The sequence below is a fragment of the Altererythrobacter litoralis genome (genome assembly GCF_036324225.1).
Classification (GTDB): domain Bacteria; phylum Pseudomonadota; class Alphaproteobacteria; order Sphingomonadales; family Sphingomonadaceae; genus Erythrobacter; species Erythrobacter litoralis_A.
Genome location: NZ_JAZDQV010000007.1, coordinates 11,754 through 28,706 on the forward strand (window position 1 = coordinate 11,754; position 16,953 = coordinate 28,706).

At 55.5% G+C, this 16,953-nt stretch carries 16 protein-coding genes; all 16 read right to left on the minus strand.

Translation table 11 applies throughout. The annotated features are described in order from the left end of the window. Window position 1 precedes the first annotated feature (1 nt). On the minus strand, window positions 2–1,237 hold the full coding sequence (locus VRS74_RS08230) for a hypothetical protein (RefSeq protein WP_354144773.1): 1,236 nt from the start codon (window positions 1,235–1,237) through the stop codon (window positions 2–4). Next, window positions 1,230–2,411, minus strand: coding sequence for a hypothetical protein (locus VRS74_RS08235; protein ID WP_354144774.1), 1,182 nt, complete (start codon window positions 2,409–2,411; stop codon window positions 1,230–1,232). The genes VRS74_RS08230 and VRS74_RS08235 overlap by 8 nt, the downstream gene beginning before the upstream one ends. A 78-nt stretch (window positions 2,412–2,489) precedes the next feature. Next, on the minus strand, window positions 2,490–3,242 hold the full coding sequence (locus VRS74_RS08240) for a phytanoyl-CoA dioxygenase family protein (protein WP_354144775.1): 753 nt from the start codon (window positions 3,240–3,242) through the stop codon (window positions 2,490–2,492). 41 nt (window positions 3,243–3,283) lie between these two features. Continuing rightward, complete coding sequence (pseI, locus tag VRS74_RS08245; RefSeq protein ID WP_354144776.1) at window positions 3,284–4,333, minus strand: pseudaminic acid synthase; 1,050 nt, start codon at window positions 4,331–4,333, stop codon at window positions 3,284–3,286. A 26-nt stretch (window positions 4,334–4,359) separates the two neighbouring features. Then, window positions 4,360–5,970 (minus strand): UDP-2,4-diacetamido-2,4,6-trideoxy-beta-L-altropyranose hydrolase, encoded by a 1,611-nt coding sequence (gene pseG / locus VRS74_RS08250; RefSeq protein ID WP_354144777.1) that lies wholly within the window; start codon window positions 5,968–5,970, stop codon window positions 4,360–4,362. Next, entirely contained in the window at window positions 5,957–6,727 is a 771-nt protein-coding gene (gene hisF / locus VRS74_RS08255) for an imidazole glycerol phosphate synthase subunit HisF (protein WP_354144778.1), read from the minus strand. Before hisF ends, pseG begins: the two co-directional genes overlap by 14 nt. A gap of 16 nt (window positions 6,728–6,743) precedes the next feature. After that, window positions 6,744–7,367 carry an imidazole glycerol phosphate synthase subunit HisH gene (gene hisH, locus VRS74_RS08260; protein ID WP_354144779.1) on the minus strand — a complete coding sequence of 208 codons (624 nt, stop codon included), beginning with the start codon at window positions 7,365–7,367 and terminating at the stop codon, window positions 6,744–6,746. Window positions 7,368–7,375: 8 nt separating this feature from the next. After that, window positions 7,376–8,527: an N-acetyl sugar amidotransferase gene (locus tag VRS74_RS08265; protein ID WP_354144780.1), complete on the minus strand. Its 1,152-nt coding sequence runs from the start codon at window positions 8,525–8,527 to the stop codon at window positions 7,376–7,378. Window positions 8,528–8,531: 4 nt separating this feature from the next. After that, complete coding sequence (locus VRS74_RS08270) at window positions 8,532–9,155, minus strand: pseudaminic acid biosynthesis-associated methylase (protein WP_354144781.1); 624 nt, start codon at window positions 9,153–9,155, stop codon at window positions 8,532–8,534. Next, window positions 9,136–9,858, minus strand: a complete 723-nt coding sequence (pseF, locus tag VRS74_RS08275) for a pseudaminic acid cytidylyltransferase (RefSeq protein WP_354144782.1) — start codon at window positions 9,856–9,858, stop codon at window positions 9,136–9,138. The genes VRS74_RS08270 and pseF overlap by 20 nt, the downstream gene beginning before the upstream one ends. Beyond that, window positions 9,858–11,006 (minus strand): UDP-4-amino-4,6-dideoxy-N-acetyl-beta-L-altrosamine transaminase, encoded by a 1,149-nt coding sequence (pseC, locus tag VRS74_RS08280; RefSeq protein ID WP_354144783.1) that lies wholly within the window; start codon window positions 11,004–11,006, stop codon window positions 9,858–9,860. The genes pseF and pseC overlap by 1 nt, the downstream gene beginning before the upstream one ends. Further along, window positions 11,006–12,025 (minus strand): UDP-N-acetylglucosamine 4,6-dehydratase (inverting), encoded by a 1,020-nt coding sequence (gene pseB / locus VRS74_RS08285; RefSeq protein ID WP_354144784.1) that lies wholly within the window; start codon window positions 12,023–12,025, stop codon window positions 11,006–11,008. The genes pseC and pseB overlap by 1 nt, the downstream gene beginning before the upstream one ends. Window positions 12,026–12,135: 110 nt before the next feature. Further along, a complete protein-coding gene (locus VRS74_RS08290; RefSeq protein ID WP_354144785.1) occupies window positions 12,136–13,368 on the minus strand; it encodes a glycosyltransferase family 4 protein in 1,233 nt (410 codons plus the stop codon). A 4-nt stretch (window positions 13,369–13,372) separates the two neighbouring features. Then, window positions 13,373–14,686, minus strand: coding sequence for a nucleotide sugar dehydrogenase (locus tag VRS74_RS08295; RefSeq protein WP_354144786.1), 1,314 nt, complete (start codon window positions 14,684–14,686; stop codon window positions 13,373–13,375). Window positions 14,687–15,076: 390 nt separating this feature from the next. Continuing rightward, window positions 15,077–16,126, minus strand: coding sequence for a mannose-1-phosphate guanylyltransferase/mannose-6-phosphate isomerase (locus tag VRS74_RS08300; protein WP_354144787.1), 1,050 nt, complete (start codon window positions 16,124–16,126; stop codon window positions 15,077–15,079). A 3-nt stretch (window positions 16,127–16,129) separates the two neighbouring features. Beyond that, on the minus strand, window positions 16,130–16,951 hold the full coding sequence (locus VRS74_RS08305; RefSeq protein WP_354144788.1) for a class I mannose-6-phosphate isomerase: 822 nt from the start codon (window positions 16,949–16,951) through the stop codon (window positions 16,130–16,132). Window positions 16,952–16,953: the final 2 nt, after the last annotated feature.

The following is a 16,953-nucleotide window of genomic DNA, read 5'->3' on the forward strand; positions in this document are numbered from 1 at the left end:
ATTACGAGTTTTTCAAACCTCTCAGGCTCCCATTTCGGTTGTCGGCCGAGAATAGGCACGCCAGAACGAATAGCGTAACGATCAGTAGGGTCGGAGAAATGATTGTTAAAAATTCCGAAAAATTGGAGTGCAACGTATTAAAGATAAAGGCATATGCAAACATTTGTAAAAGGGATATCTTTCCCGGCATCCTATGAAAATATTGCATAAACAGAAAACTTAAAACCAAAGGGGGGAGAAAGAAAAAGAGGCCCATTTGGGTCGCGCTTAAGAGCGCGCCAGGGCTGGCGCCTGACCCGAAAGAGCCCGTAATGTCAAAATACATGGCTTCGGAGACGCTGCGTGGATATTCAAACTTTGGTGTCCGTCCCCTCAGGACCAGATCGAAACGGTCCGAAATCGCTCTGGAGACGAGCTCTAGATAGGAGACTTCTTCTCCGATTATACCGTTTCCTGCTTGGTATGTGTACATCTGTTCAGCGCTTATGGAAAGCCGGCCAATCACCCATCTGATCATAAATTCCGGCGTCAGATATGCCGGAATCTCGTTAAATTTCGCTTGGAAGCCGCTCCATAGCAAGCCAAAGACTAAGGGGGCCATAATGATCACGCGGCCCAAGCGGCGAAACTGAATTTCGAAGATGATCACTGCGAACATGCAGATCGTAAGCGCGCTGGCTAGCCCGTCAATTGAGAGCGCCATGCTGCCCATAAGGGCAAATATCCAGAGCTTTGAAAATGGTCTGCCGCATTTCTGAGCGCGAAGCAAAACTACCATACCTGCGAGGCTCAATGCCTGTGCCGCACTATAGAGAACGCCCGAGCTTCCGGTCAATCCACCTGATGAATATCGGGCGGCGCTATCTATGAAAACTGTCGTTAAGATGTTGAATACTATCGCGACGAGAACGACTGCCCGAAGCATCCATTGCGGGACTGATATCCTGGGTAGTGGACGCATCAGCCTGGCAAAGACTATGCCAAGTCCGGCTAAGGTTGTCGCGATAATGATGACCATGCCGGCAATCGGCCACTCGAATCGCGACACCTGATACATGGGTTCGGCAAAAACGAGGGTAACTCGCGATGCCATCAGCCAAAAGATATCCTGCAGATAAAGGAAAGCCAAAAACAACCCCGTATTCCGCCGGGCGAGCGCAATGGCGGTGGCCTGCACATGCGACATGGGGGCCGCATCGCGGACGGGTAGATTGCCGAACGTGGTGGCATCAGCCATGGAGCGGGCTCCTTCGAAAATAGCGCATGATAACGATAAACAGCCAAACAGCACCCGTCAGTATCGTTAGAGCAGGCACGGCCAAGAGGGACAGAGCCTGCCAGAGCCCGCTGCTCACCAGAAGCGCTGCCCAAAGGCCCGCGGTTCCGATACAGATCAGATAGGTCATGAAGGCCGAGTATTTGCCGACGAACCACTGGAGATAGCCAAGATGCGCGCTTAGAACAACGAGCATCAGCGTGTCCGCGGTGAGGATCGGCAAGAGTAGCGCAACTTGGACGATATCCCGCGACGGATAGGCAAGCAGGCTGCTGGCATCCCCGGCGAGGTAAAGGATTGCTGTAAGCACGACCGGCACGAGAAGCCGCCGCATCGTCGGCCACATGCGACGCTGGAAGAGCTTTGGACGGCGGGCGATAATTTTGCGGTAGGGAATCTGGTATTGCACACTAAAGATCAGAGACGCCCCCTGGCAGAGCTGCGTCGTCGCTAGGTAGACATGGGCCTGTTCGGGAAAGAGTTTCGCGACAAGCAGTCGAGGCAGTTGTACGTAGCCAGCGGAGAGGAGGCTGCCTGCGAGAAAGACCAGGTTAGTTCGGATTTCCGCCATCCCATCAAGACCAAGGCGAGGCCGTAGCCCGGTCACCCGAAGGAAGGCCAGGGCCATCAGGATCAGGATTAGCCCCGCGAACGCCAAGAAGCTATCGCCGTAATCCGCACCAGTCAGGCTAACGCCGACCGGTAGGATAAACCAGCCGGACCGCAGCGACTGAACCAGGAACCACTTTACGAAGGCCTTGCTGAACTCCAAAGTCCGACAAGTTTCGTCCGCGAGCTTCTCGATCAGGAAGGTCAGGCAGATCGCAGAGATGAGCAGCGGGCTGAAGCCGAGTGGCAGCACCATTAGCAGACCGGCCAGCACCATCAGGCTTACCAGCGTCAGCCAGCTGAATGCGGAGCTGTATATCTGGCCCAGCCGGATATGTCCCGCCATCCCGGCATGTGAGCGGAAATAGTCAAGATGCACCGGAATGGAGGAGATGGTCAGCGCCATCATCGCCACCGGCATCAGCAGAATCAGGATATAGCCGTCGCTCAGAAGTGCACCTTCCAGCACGACCGCGGCGGGCCGCATTAACAGCGGCACAAGCCGAAGAACAAGCAGCCGGGACATACGAAGAATAGCAGCTCGACGCCCGGCGGGGCCTGCGGCCCCTGCCAATGCGCCACGGCTCGCTTTATCGGGCATCGTTCACGAAGGGCGTGGCTGGACCACCAGCTCGGGGTCTATGCCGCTGCCATGCAAGAGGTTTCTAGCGCCGTCCTCGGTGGGCAGCGTGTAGAGGGTCACGGCGTAGCGCGCGCCAGCTTGGATCGGCTTGCCTCTATGGATGCACTTGGTGTCACAAATCAGCAGCGACCCAGCCTTGGCCGTGACCTCCACCATATCATGCGCTACGCGGTCGAAGCGGGTCTGGCCCAGTGGATATTCCGCGCGAGTCTTCAGAAGGTTGAAATGGGTGTCGGGGATGAACTGGAACGGGCCGTTCTCGGTCGTTACATCTGACAAATACCAGATATACTTGACCTGATGCGAAAACGGTGAATCACGGTGCAGGCCGCCACCTGAGCCGAGGTTGTTCCGCCTCGGCACCACGCGGTTCGCCATCAGAAACCAGGCTTTCGTCTTGCGGCCAGTATAGGCGTCGGCCGCGGCAATCCGGCGCTCTACCGCGAGTTGCGGCAGTAAGTCAGGTATATCCTGCTCAAAGCCAAGTACCCGGGTATCCGAAACGACGTCATCGCGCCAAACGCGCGGATGCGCGCTTTCATCCGCGGCCGTATCGATCCGCGCGATCATTTCCTGACAGGACGCGCTCGGCAGAACGTCGGGCAGGACCATTGCCGTCTTCTCCTTTAACTTGCGGAGATCGCCGCGGGCGCCTAAGGAATGCATCCAAGCCGAGGCGGCGACGGCCTTGACGTAATTGACCATAGTACTCATGTTGGTCTCCGGTGATCATGATAGGCTCAGTAGGGGCAATTTTAATCTTCCCGGAGGCAATCCCAAAGGAGCGGTTCGCCAAATTTCAGATCACGCGCGGCGCGTCGGCCCATAACCTCGTCGTAATGTCGGGGGGCTAAACCGAACCCAGGGCGGACGGAGCGTACGTTGTTCGGAGTAATTTGGCTACCTTCCGGAATATTTTGTGCAATATAGAGCGACCTGCGAAAGATCACGTTGCCCTGTTCACTTGATTTCCGACTGTAGTCGACTTGACCCATCGCAGCCCAAGCGGTTTTGGCGCCGTTACAGAGTTGGGTGAATTCCGCTGGCTCGAGAGAAAAACTATCATCCGGTCCGCCGCCGGAGCGATCAAGGGTAAAATGTTTTTCTATAATTGATGCGCCCAGGGCCACGCTGGCGATCGCAGTCGTATTGTCGAGCGTATGATCCGACAGCCCCGTGACAAGACCGAAGCGCTCGATCATGTCCGGAATCGTCATCAGATTGTAATCTTCTGCCAGCGCGGGATAGCCGCTGACGCAATGCAAGATCGCCAACTGGGTGCAGCCGCCCTGTCGCGCCGCCTCTATTGCCTCCGCGATCTCGTCGGCGTCGGCCATGCCGGTTGAGATGATCATAGGCTTACGGGTCGAGGCAACATATCGGATCAGCGCCAAATCGACCGCTTCGAAGGAGGCTATCTTGTAGGCTGGCGCATTTAGATCCTCGAGCAGATCGACGGCCGTGAAGTCGAACGGCGTCGAGAATATGGGAATATCAAGCTTACGCGCATAATCGAACATCGGCTTGTGCCACTCCCATGGCGTATGCGCCTTCTTGTAGAGATCATAAAGCGTGGACCCATCCCAGAGGCCTCCCGAAATACGAAACTCGGGCCGATCGCTTTTCAGCGTGATTGTATCCGGCCGGTAGGTCTGTATCTTGATCGCATCGGCACCGGTCTTTTTAGCGGCCTCGATAAGACGAATGGCAGCATCGAAATCACCGTTATGGTTCGCGGAAAGTTCGCAAATTACATAAGGGGAATAGCCAGAACCGATCCTGCGACCTGAGATTTCAAGTATCATAAATGTGGTGCCCCCATCGGAATTGACTAAATTGCCGTCTGATTTCTGGAGATATTAAGCCGTAACTTCATTCGATAAAAATCTCCATCGGCTGCAACTTGGCGAAAGCCCAGCTTCTCGAAGATCCGGACCGAAGCGACATTATCTCGATGTACTTCCGCATGAAGAAGCCGCACGCCCGGTGGCGGGTCCATGATGGCCATGCCAAGCGCCCGTTGTCCGATGCCCTGACCACGTAGATCGCCGGAAAGACAAATGCTGATTTCAGCGACAGCAGGATCCTGGGGCGCAATGTCGAAACGTATATGAGCCGCCGGCTGTCCCGCATGACAGAAGATACGCAGATCGCGCAACGGATCAGATAACGCCTTTACCATCCATGAAGTATGAGCACCGAGATCGGGAACATGGGGGCTGCGATAGAACCGCTCTGCATGATTGCCGTAGCGCCAATTCCAGATGAGATCGATGTCGTTAAGATCAGCTGGGCGCATTTGGTTCCAGCGCAATCGGATTTGAGCCAAAACTCGGGCGGCTCCCCCGCCATCCGCCAGCTTGGCGGCGGCCAAGGACATTTCCCGCAGACGGTTATGGGTAGCGTCTCTTTGCAAATGTCCTTGCAGAATCATTGACCAATCTTCCTGCCGGCTATCTCCTAAAAGTATCGCCGCTCCGCTGTTGACGAGCGCGTCTGCGTTGGGGCGTTGATTGTCCGCCAGCACTAGCAGAAGCGACGGCAAGCCCAGACAGCACCGCTCCCAGGAGGTACTGCCAGCGGCACCGATCGCCAGATCCACACTGCTCATAAGCGCGGCCATGTCCTCGACATTCACTTCAACGTTGCAGGGACAGGGCATAGAGGCGGCGCGCGCCTGCACCGACTTCAAATGCGGTGCCATGTTGCCCATTACCACACTTAGCTCCAGCCCTTCGGGTAGTCCGGCACCTTTTGCCATTACAGTGAGCGCATCAAGCAGTTGGCTGGTAGTATCATCCGCATCCATGCCCCCCATGGAGATCATCACATGATGCAGATGGGGCTCTTCGCGGCGTGCAAGGCTGACCGGCCGGGCCGCAGCAAATTCAGGGCGTAGCAACGCGAATTTAGGGCCGATCAAACGCAGGGCTGATCCCGGGACCAGGCCGTCGTAATCTGCTTCCGAACGCCCCAGGTTCTGGTCAAGCAGAATATCGCAGACGTGCGTCCTGTCGGCGAGGTCGTCAATCGCCATGACCGGAATGCCTCGCGGCACCGCCTCCGTTTCCCAGCGAGCATCTAGCGCGTAGTGATCGACGATCACCCGATCGGGGGTCAAACGGGTTATTGCCTCGCGACTCTGCGCGATCTCGTCCTTGAGAGGTACGTCCGTCCAACTGGCGTCTGGAGAGGCTGGGCCTGCGCTCTTCAGGGACCTTTCCTCATCTGGGGTCGGCGCAGGAAGAGCTGTCACTCCATACCCTCGCCCCGCGATACGCGCCATCATGTTCCCCGGCAAATCCCGGCAGAGGAAATGGCATACACACCCTTCCGCAGCAAGTGCGTCGGCTAGAGTCAGACAGCGCATGACGTGACCGCTGCCAATCTTGATGGATGCATCTGCCCGAAAAACGATAAAATGAGTTTTAGCTCTCGGCATATGACATACGAACCGGAAGGCCCGCCTCAGCCAGCGCAGCTTTGGCGCCCGCGGGTGTTTGCTCGGTAAAATGAAACATGCTGGCAGCTGCCACGGCCGAGGCTCCTGCCTGTATTACCGCCTCGACTAAATGCTGATAGCTTCCGGCTCCGCCGGAGGCAATTATAGGAATAGACACAGCGCTGGCTACGGATTCAATAAGGGCCAAGTCGTAACCTTCCATCGTGCCATCTCGTTCGATTGAGGTAATGAGTATTTCGCCGACGCCGCGATCCTCCATCTCGCGCGCGAAATCGGCCGCCTTGCGGCGAGTCCGTTGGGTTCCAGCGCGTTTATAGCAGATCCAAGTGCCTTCCTCGGCCCGGGCGTCGATGCTTGCAACGACACATTGCTCACCGTGACGCTTGGCAATCTCAGAGGCCAGGGCGGGATTATCGTGGAGCGCCGTGTTTAAGCTTATCTTGTCAGCACCGGCTCGCAACAGGGGCTGCACCTGATCCAGTCGGGTAATTCCGCCGCCAACAGTCAACGGTACAAAGCAATCGCTACTGAAATCCACAATCGATTCGAGGTCGGGTCCTTCGCCGCTGGAATGTGCCAAAATGTCGAACAGCGCCAGTTCGTCAACCTCACGCCGGTTGTATACCTTGATCGCCGGCAGAACCGGTCCGACCCTCCGCCAGCTGTCGAAACTCACGCCCTTGACCAGTCCAACCCCTTTCCAGAGCAACGTTGGAATGACCCGCACCTTCAGCATGTTCCGAACCTGCCTCTCATACCTTCGCGTCAATGAAATTCTTCAGCACCCGTAATCCCGCGCGTGAGCTTTTTTCGGGATGGAACTGCGTGCCCCAGACGTGATCCTTGCGGACCGCTGCTGTCAAACTCACGCCGTAATGCACCGTGGCCGCGACATGAGCCGGATCGTCAGGTACGAAGGAATACGAGTGGACGAAATAGAAATCGGTGCCATCGGGGATACCTTCGAAAAAGGTGCCGCTGGCCGACCCCGCCAAAACCGCGTTCCAGCCGATATGAGGGATGCGGTTGGTCACGCCTAGCTGGCCAATATTTCGAACCAGGCCAGGAATGTAGCCCAAGCCCGGTACTATTTTTTTATCGGATGCGCCTTCGGTACTGCCGCTCGACAAAAGCTGCATGCCCGCGCAGATACCTAAAATGAGACGGCCCTCGACTTGCACCATTTGTGAGATTGCCTCAGGCCAACCGCCTGCCTCAAGTGCCTCCATGCAATCGGCGAAGGCGCCAACACCAGGCAGGATGATCCGGTCGGCCCATTCGAGGTCAGCAGCCTTTGAAATCAAAACGGGGTCAGCCCCCAACTCTTCGAGCGATCGCATGACCGAGCCGAGATTGCCAACGCCGTAATCCGCCACTCCAACTCTCATAAAAAGCCCTCGCGGTTAAGCGAAAGGTTGCCATCGGCGTCCTTAGCCAGCGATCCGTCGGAATGCCGCTCGAAGAGCTTCTTGTTAGTGAAGCGGTCACAGATGCGGATGAATTCCTCGACCGTCATGTCGAGGGGGTGGAGAATGTCCTCGAGCGACTTACCAAGATATTTCCATGGGAATTTCCCATCTAGCTGCCTAACGATGTCGGCCCCATCCTGGCGGGTCAAGCGCCCGCGTCGTATATGCAGGCAGGCAAGGTCCGTTACACGGCCGAAGCCGAATTTCAGAAATTTGAAATAGTCGTGGATCCCAGTATGGTAATTGTCGAGGTTTTCGTAGTTCACCATAGATCCCTCGACCGTCATGGGATAACTGGTGAAGCCGTTGGCGACCGAGATCAGCGCATTAGAAAGGCCGTCCCAAGGGATATAATGGCCTAGGAACAGTCCCGTTACACCGACTTCGGAGAGCTGCGCGTCGGTCGGGTAAGTATAGGCGATCATGTGCCGTTCTTCGAGCCCGTGCTGGCCCACTAGATCTGACACGCGCATACCCAAAAGTCCGCCAAACTCTTCGAGCCAGCGCCGGTTTAGCACATTGTTACTCGCCGCCGCCGCAGGGCCGCCATATTCGTTCTGGCTATTTTCGCCCCAAACAATAAGCGGAACTCGGTATTGCACCGCTGCGCGGACGGGGATGGTGAAGATCCCGACATGTTCGGGCCAGGAGATATCTCCGACTTCAGTTAAGCCAATCCGGTTAAGCGTCGCGCGCACCCTCTTGTTCGGCGAGAACTCCACATAATCCACACCCAACGCCTTGATATTCTCGATATTTTTGCGGCCGATGTCCGACAGGTCGCAGGTTGTCGATGTTACGCAAAGCGGGTTAAGGCCGAGCTGCAGCATCCGGATCACCTGATAGGTGCTATCCTTGCCGCCCGAAACGGGCACTATGCAATCCCAGTTTGAGCCGTCGGTGTTGCGATAGCGCGCAAGCACCTCCTCCAGTTCTCTGCGGCGCTTGTCCCAGTCGACAATACTACGGCTCTCGTAGCTGCGGCATGCATTGCATATGCCCTCATCATCTAGGAGGAGATCGGGCTTAGTGTCGGGCATAACGCAGCGCTTGCACCAGGTAATCATCGCCTCAGCCTTTCTTTTCCATAAGGAACCAGGTGATGTCGTCTTGAGGGAATTGCGGGTCGCGCCGATAGGCGAAGCCGTAATCCACTAGCCTAAAAGATGGATGCCGTTCCATGATTTCGCCCGCGAAATCACGCTTGAACAAGCGATCATCGTGGTCGCGGTATGGAATAGAGACAGGCGAGGGATTGTAATATTCCGCCACCAAAAGCCAGCGCCGCGTCGCGGCAGCCAGCTTGTCGTAAACATCGGGCAGAGCATCGGGGTTAATGTGGATCAGCACCCCTTTTATAAGAGCTAAATCACACTCGGGAGGAGTGATCTCAAGGATTGAGCCCTGAATGCAGTTCTCGGATCCAATGGCCTGAGCCAGCTGGGTCGCGGCTGCGGTATTAATCTCGATCCCATACAGATGCATGTCCGGATGCAAAAGGCGAAGGGCCTTGAGGTTCATGCCGATATTGGCTCCGAACTCCACACAGCTACTTACCTCATGTGCGGCGCCAAGCGCCTTGGAGAAAAATGCCAAATTCGAAGCAAGAAGCCGATCACCTTGATTGCGCTGTATATATTCCGTGCCAAATTTACCTGCCCAGAATTTTTCCTGGTCAGTCTTGAAGGGAGCCATGAGATTTCTCCTTGAAAAATGATAAAGCGTTAAACAGCAGTTCGGCGCGCGCCCAATCCTCGGGGGTATCGATGTCCTGAACCCGGTGTCGGGGCAAAGGGATCCCGAAGACCGATCCGCGGAAGATCGGGTGCCCCTCTCGCCAACTTTGCGCCGTTCCCCAATAGAATTGCCCTGCGTCGTGCCAAGCTTCTTCAAGATCTTGGGATCTCTTAGAAAAGTTCTCAGGGCTGAACATTGCTACATGCCCTGAATCCTTCCGTCTTAGGGCGCGTTGGATGGGGAAAGGATATGTTGTAATAGGAAAAACGTATCTGTATTTGCCAAGCTCGAGGAGATCGAAACCGACCTTCAAATCGGTGGGACGGACGAAGGGCGCAGTCGCATAAAGACAGCAAACCTCCTTGGCAGCCTCTCCATAATGCGCCTCGCAGGCCTCTATCCCCTGCGCGATGACCGGAATTGTGGGCGTTAGGTCATCTGCGAGTTCTGAAGGGCGCCGGAATGGTACCTCGGCCCCTTCTTGTCGAGCGATATCCGCGATCTCGTCGTCATCAGTGGAGACAACTACATGGTCAAAGCACTTGCTTTCCTTTGCGGCTGTGATTGACCAGGCTATTATTGGCCGGCCGCAGAAATCGCGGATGTTCTTCCGTGCAATCCTCTTGCTTCCGCCGCGTGCCGGTATGATGGCCAGACGCATCAGGACAAAAGACCTTCTAGTGTCGTAACTACTTCATCCTGTTGCGCCTCCGTCATCGTGGCAAAGAGCGGCAGACTAATTGCCCGGCTGTAGTATGCCTCAGAGGTCGGGAAATCACCGGGGGCAAAGCCCATGTCCCGATAGTATGGCTGCAGATGTACAGGAATATAATGAAGATTCACGCCAATTCCAGCTGCACGCAATCCTTCAAAAACGGCCCGGTGCCGTGCAGCATCATCGAGTGCGATCACATAAAGATGGAAGGCTGAATAGGCGTCGGGATGCTGCCATGGTGTAGTGAGTGGGAGATCCGCAAGTGCAGCATCATATCTTTCTGCAAGCGCATGCCTGCGAACGACGAAAGGCTCTAGCCGTGCCATCTGCGAGAGGCCAAGCGCTGCCTGCATGTCGGTCATCCGGTAATTCAACCCGAGTTCGATCTGCTGGTAATACCAAGGGCCATCCGGGGCATGCGTCATCAAGTCAGGCTCGCGCGTAATGCCGTGGCTTCTTAGGCGTTCCATGCGGGAGGCCAGTTCCGGGTCATTTGTGGTTGCTAGACCGCCTTCGGCAGTTGTGATAATCTTGACCGGGTGAAAGCTGAACACGGTGATGTCGCAATGCGCGCAATTGCCAACTGGGCTCCCTTGCCAGTACCCGCCGATCGCATGACTCGCATCCTCAATTACGCGTATGCCATACGACGCTGCCAACGCACCGATCGCAGCCATGTCGCAGGATTGTCCGCACATGTGCACCGGGATAATAACCTTAGGCAAGGTGCCTGTTTTTTCGGCATCAGCCAACTTGTCGGCCAACGCTGCGACACTCATGTTGTACGTTCTGGGATCGATATCGACGAAATCGACAGTCGCGCCACAATAAAGTCCACAGTTGGCTGAGGCTACAAAGGTCACGGGGCTAGTCCAGAGCCGGTCGCCAGGGCCCAAATCTAGCGCAAGACATGCGATATGTAACGCGGAGGTCGCACTGTTGACAGCCACCCCACGCGCTGCGCCAGCCCAGGATGCGACCGCCGCCTCGAAACGCTGAACCATCGGCCCCTGTGTAAGGAAATCCGAGCGCAAAACCTCGTTCACCGCGTCTATGTCTTCCTGAGAGATGTCTTGGCGGCCGTATGGAATCATCAGTTCGCTCCGATATTTTCGGTATTGGCGTCGATCCACTCAGCTAGGGCCGCCTCGCTCATCCATTCTGGATTGCTTTCGCTGGAGTAGGTGAAGTCTTTAGCGACACGTTTGCCGTCCTGGATGCGCTCAGCGGTGCTATCCCAATCGTTGATAGCTGGTAGGATTTTGAAGTGCTCAGGGTATTCGTAGGTATAAGGCGCGTCCTCAATCCCGATCATCTGTTCGTGCAGCTTTTCACCTGGGCGGATACCAACGATTTTCTGGGTGGCCCCGGGGGCTACCACATTGGCAATTTCGGTAACGCGCATCGAGGGGATCTTCTTCACGTAGATTTCGCCACCCTGCATGTCCGCAAGGGCGTGCCAGACCAAATCAACACCCTGCTCTAGCGAGATCATGAAACGCGTCATGCGCGGATCGGTGATGGGCAATACGCCCTCGTCTCGGATCGACATAAAGAAAGGAATGACCGATCCTCGCGATCCCATCACATTGCCGTATCGTACGACCGAGAAGGTGGTGCCGTGCTCGCCTGCATATGCATTGCCTGACACAAAGAGCTTGTCCGAGGCCAGCTTAGTAGCCCCATAGAGGTTTACCGGGCTCGATGCTTTGTCTGTCGAAAGGGCCACCACTTTCTTGATGCCCCTGTCAATGCAGGCATCTATCAAATTCATCGCACCAAAAACGTTGGTCTTCACGCATTCAAAGGGATTGTATTCTGCAGTTGGCACAATCTTTGTCGCAGCGGCGTGGACCACGTAATCGACACCGTCAAGAGCCCGGTGCAGTCGGTCGCGATCACGCACATCCCCGATAAAGAAGCGAACGCGCGGATCGCTCCCGTATTTCTTGCTCATTTCCCATTGTTTCATTTCGTCTCGCGACAGTATGATTATTTTGCGCGGATTGAATTTTTCCAGCGTCATGGGAACGAACGCACTGCCGAAGGAGCCAGTGCCACCGGTCACCAGAATTGTGCTTTCTTCAAGCATTAGCTTGTCCTTGTGTTTCATTTATCTAGACGGGGGGGTGTTTATATGGTCAAGGGCCTGAATTGCAGCTGCTTTTGCTTCGCCACACTCAAATTCTCTGACGTTTTTCTTTAGTTCTTGATCTATTGCGCTCACGATAACGTTTCTGCGAGAACGTTTTCTAAGCGCGCCGCAAGCTTTTTTCGGTCAAATTCGTTCTCTGCCAGGGCGCGAGAGTTTCTTCCCATCCGGGCCCGGAGATGAGGGTCCGCGGATAGCTTCTCCAGTGCATCTGCTAGATCCGTTGGATCTTCCGGCGAGCAACTTATGCCACAACCATTCTCTTCAATCGTTTCACCCAACCACTGCCCTACGTTTATCAACACAGGCTTGCCCGCCGCCAATGCGTCGAACATCTTGTTAGGCGACCAAGTAACCTCTTTTGTTGCTTTGTAGATTGTCATGCAAACATCACAGGACGCAACGACGCGAGATACTTCCTGTTTGGAGGGGAGCGAATCGCTGAAAATCACATTCGTCAAATTCGCATGTGCGGCGCGCGCCTTCAAATCGCTTTTCATGCCACCCTCACCATGCAGAACGAGCACGATGTCGTCTCTTTCACGTCGCTTAAGAATATTTGCTGCTTCCAAAGCGTAGTCTAGCCCGTTTGCCAAACCCATCGCTCCGAAATATATGGCCGTAAATTTGCCGCGTAATCCAAGGCGCTCGCGATGTTCGCTGCCGTCAATATCCGGATGAAAAAGCTCCAGATCACTGGAGTTGGGGATCACAGAAACTTTTTCTTCTGCAACTCCCTGCCTGCAAACACCCAACTTCATCCCCGGCGAAAGTGCCACGATGTGATCTGCTCCATCATACGCCCTGCGCTCCATGCGGCGGAGGAACCATATTGCCAGCGGGTTGCGGAGCGCACCGATGTTAATTAGTGCATCGGGCCAGAGATCACGCACTTCGAAAACAAATGGCACGCCAAAGTGCTTTTTCAACCTGATGCCAGTGAGACCGACCGTTAGCGGCGTATGCGAGCAAAGGATAATATCCGGTTTGGCGACTGTTTTGCCAACCTTAGTAGCAAGATTGGCAAAGCGTAGGAAGTTACGCATTCGGGCAAAGCCACCCATGCCTGTCCCCCTCCGGGCGTCATTGTAGCCAGCTGCTATTGAGAGGACGCGAATACCATCGCAATCGTGTTCCGTTACTTTGTCGCCAGCTTTGACGGGGAATTCGGTATTCTGCAAACCACTGGTAATCATCGTAACCTCATGGCCCCTTGACATGAGGTGCTTGGCGAACTCGTAACTACGAGTTCCACCGTGCTGGGCCGGAGTTATAAAGTATTGGTGCACATAAAGTATTTTCATAAATTCACCAGTAAATGCCTTCGTAACTATTAGACCCTGTGTCTACGCCTTCAATACTAGCCAAATCGAAAACCTTTTTTCCGGATTCAAGCCAGGCCATTACTTGGTCGGCCGAGACAATACGGTGGTTTATCAATATCAATTCACACTTGCTCAGGTCTTCAAGTGAAGGCACCATGAACGGCTCAAGATGCCCAAGGGCTGCCTGGACCATGTCGCGGTTGCTACCAATTAGCCTGGAAATATCGACTCCGGGATCGAATACTTGCAACGCCTTGCCTTCGCCACAGAGTATCTTGGCCACGTTCAGGTAAGGACTTTCTCGCATATCGTCTGTGCCACTCTTAAATGCCAAGCCAACTATTCCGATTGTATTAAAGCCAGTGTTCAGAATTCGCTTGGCGAACTGATCTATTTGGACCGCATTGCTCTCCAGAACTCCTTTAAGCATTGGCGTTTCAATGGCTTTGAGGCTGCAGAAGCGGTTGATAGCACTGAGGTCTTTCGGCAAGCACGATCCGCCATAGGCGAAACCCGGGCGTAGGTAACGGGCGCTGATGTTCAACTTCTTGTCGCTACAAAACACGTCCGCAACGCGGCGGGCGTCTATGCCTACGCTGCGAGCGATTGCGCCAAGCTCGTTGGCGAACGTTACTTTCACTGCATGAAAAAGATTGTCAGCATATTTAACCAGCTCTGCCTCCGCCAATCCAACTCGCCAACGAGGCGCTTCGTACTTGGTGGTGTAGATTTCCATGAGGCGGTCACCGGCTCCATTCCTCCCCTCGCCGAGAACGATCTTAGGTGGCTCATCGAAGTCTCGAACGGCGCTGGACTCGCGCAAGAATTCTGGGTGGAAAACCACGTCAAAATCGTTCCCCACCTTGAGTCCGGATTCCTTCTCAAGGGTGGGGATCACGAGTGCTTCGGTAGTTCCAGGCAGCGACGTGCTTCTTAAGACGATTAGAGGGCGCGAAACTGTGTGCTTCAAGGCCCTGCCTATTTCGCCCATACAGCTAATCACATGACTAAGATTAATTCCACCATCAGGGTCGCTAGGTGTGCCTACGCACACGAATATCAAATCTGCATTGTTGACCCCCTCGAACGGATCTGTAGCGGCGAATAACCGGCCATCGGCGTGACCCGTGGCGAGCATTTCAGGAACGCCGTGCTCAGAAATAGGCGAGCGTCCTTCTGCTAAATCATCCACCTTACTTTGGACAGGGTCTATGCCTGTGATTATGTGGCCGTCCCTGAGCAGGCAAGCTGCACTTACCACGCCAACATACCCCATGCCAAAAATGCTGATCCTCATTTTCAAATTCCTTTTTAGTTAACCGCGCCCTTGAAGAGCCTTCGCCCAAAAGGCTAGTTCTTAAGTTGGTCAGCGATGTCACCTTTGGGCAACCATTCCATTATATCGACAGGGCGTAGGAAGCGTTGTCGACGATCAGATTGGTTAGAAAAATGAGCCATGGCCGTTCCTCAAGGGCGGTTAAAGAGCTAATGAATTACGGTGCCCCGGAGCCGTCGGGCTAAATACGGCAAGCTGGGAAATTTCTCTTCCGGCCAAGGAGCCGGTTCTGCAACCGAGCCCCCAAACCCCCGATAACGCAAACTATCATAGCGCGTCCCGAAAAGTGGGTGCCCGGTGTTCGGGCCAGATGCGCGAAGACGCAAAGCCTTAAGCGTTCAATCGCATAGGTCACTGCGACAAGTCCTTGACGCATTGGGATTGGCCGCGGGGCATGATGAGGACTTCCTCGCCAGAGACGACGACGATGGTGTTAGTCATGCCCACAGCGCTGACGCGCAGACCCGAGGCGTTGATGAGGTTGCCGGAGCAGGCCTCAGTGCGAACGTTGCCGATGATGACGTTGCCATCCTCGTCCTTGTCGCCAATGTCTGCAAGCGCGTCCCAGCTGCCCAAATCCGACCATCCGCAAGACATGGGCACGACGGCGACCTTGTCTGACAATTCCATGACGGCGTAGTCGACGGAGATGGATGGAGAGGCTTCAAACTTTTCAGCCTGGGGGGCAATTATGTTGTCCCACTTGCCGGCGCGCTGGATGGCAGCTTTGGCGGCTTCCAACACGTGGGGGTGGTGGCGCTCCAATTCTGCAAGAAAGGCACCCGAATTGAAGAGGAAGATGCCTGCATTCCAGCAGTGGCCGCCTTCACTCAGCATGTGACGTGCCCTTGCGTGGTCGGGCTTTTCGATGAAGGCTTCGACATCAAATGCGCCAGGCACGCCTTCCAATGCATCGCCTGCGCGAATGTAGCCAAAGCCCGTATCGGCAGATGTGGGCTCGATGCCGAAGGTGACGAGGCGGCCTTCAAGGGCTGCGGGCACGGCGCGCGTGACAGACGCAAGAAAGGCTTCGTTGTCGCGGATGACGTGGTCGCTTGGCATCACAAGAAGAAGCGCGTCTTTGCCTGCATACAAGGCGCCCAAGGCGATGGCGGGCGCGGTGTTGCGAGGGCATGGCTCCAAAATGATGCTGGCGTTCCTTATGCCCGCTTCTGACAAAGAGGCCTTCAAGAGCGCCTCGTGGTGAGCGGCGCCGATGAGAGTGGGGGGCGTGAACGTGTCCGCGTCAGCGACGCGGAGCATGGTCTGAGCAATCATGGTGCCCTCGCCGTAGAGTTCAAGAAATTGCTTGGGGCGCTCTGGCGTTGATAGGGGCCAGAGGCGCGTTCCAGAGCCTCCAGACAGGATGATGGGCGTGATGGGGTGTGTTACTGTGTCCACTGTTTAAACTTTTGCCTGAGCCATTATGCAAATGAAGTCGGGTGATGCGTGAAGGCGGGCGAGGGGCTGGCACAGCACGCAGTCGCCGGCTTGTGCGGTGACGCCATGGCCAGAGCCTTGCCTGATCGAGACTTGGCCCCTTAAGGGAATGATCTGCACAGCTTCGCCAGACAGGCCGTCTGCGGGCCAGTCGGACATGATCCAGAGGCCGAATTTGGGGCCGTCAAAGATGCGCGCTTCGCAAGCGAAGTCGATGCGGGAGTGCATGCGCTCGTCGTATGGCTTTGCGGTTGCGGCTTTGATGCCGTCATCCAAGTGAAGGTCGCGCGGGCGGCCGTAGTCGTAGAGGCGGTATGTGACGTCGGCATTTTGCTGAACTTCAATAATCGACACGCCTGCGCCGATGGCGTGGACGGTGCCTGGCGGGATGTAGAAGAAGTCGCCGCGCGAGACGGGCTTCCAGTCCATCAATTGCTCGATTGATCCGTCGATTGCTGCGGCGCGCAATTCTTGAGGCGAAAGCGGGACCTTGGTGCCGATGCCGAGAGCGGCGCCTGGATCTGCGTCAATGACGATCCAGCATTCTTCCTTGCCTGAGGCAAGGCCTGACTGGCGCGCCAAATCGTCGGATGGGTGGACTTGGATGGAGAGTTTGTCGCTGGTGAAGAGGTATTTGACGAGCAAGTCCTGCGTCGTTCCTGCGTCATCGAACCAGACTTCGCCAATTTGCTCAGATGCGGCGCCTTCGAAGGGGTGAGGCAGGCGCAGGCGGCCCCATGGCTTGGGCACGCATTTGCGCTGCAAAAGAGTTGGGTGCGGGTTCATCG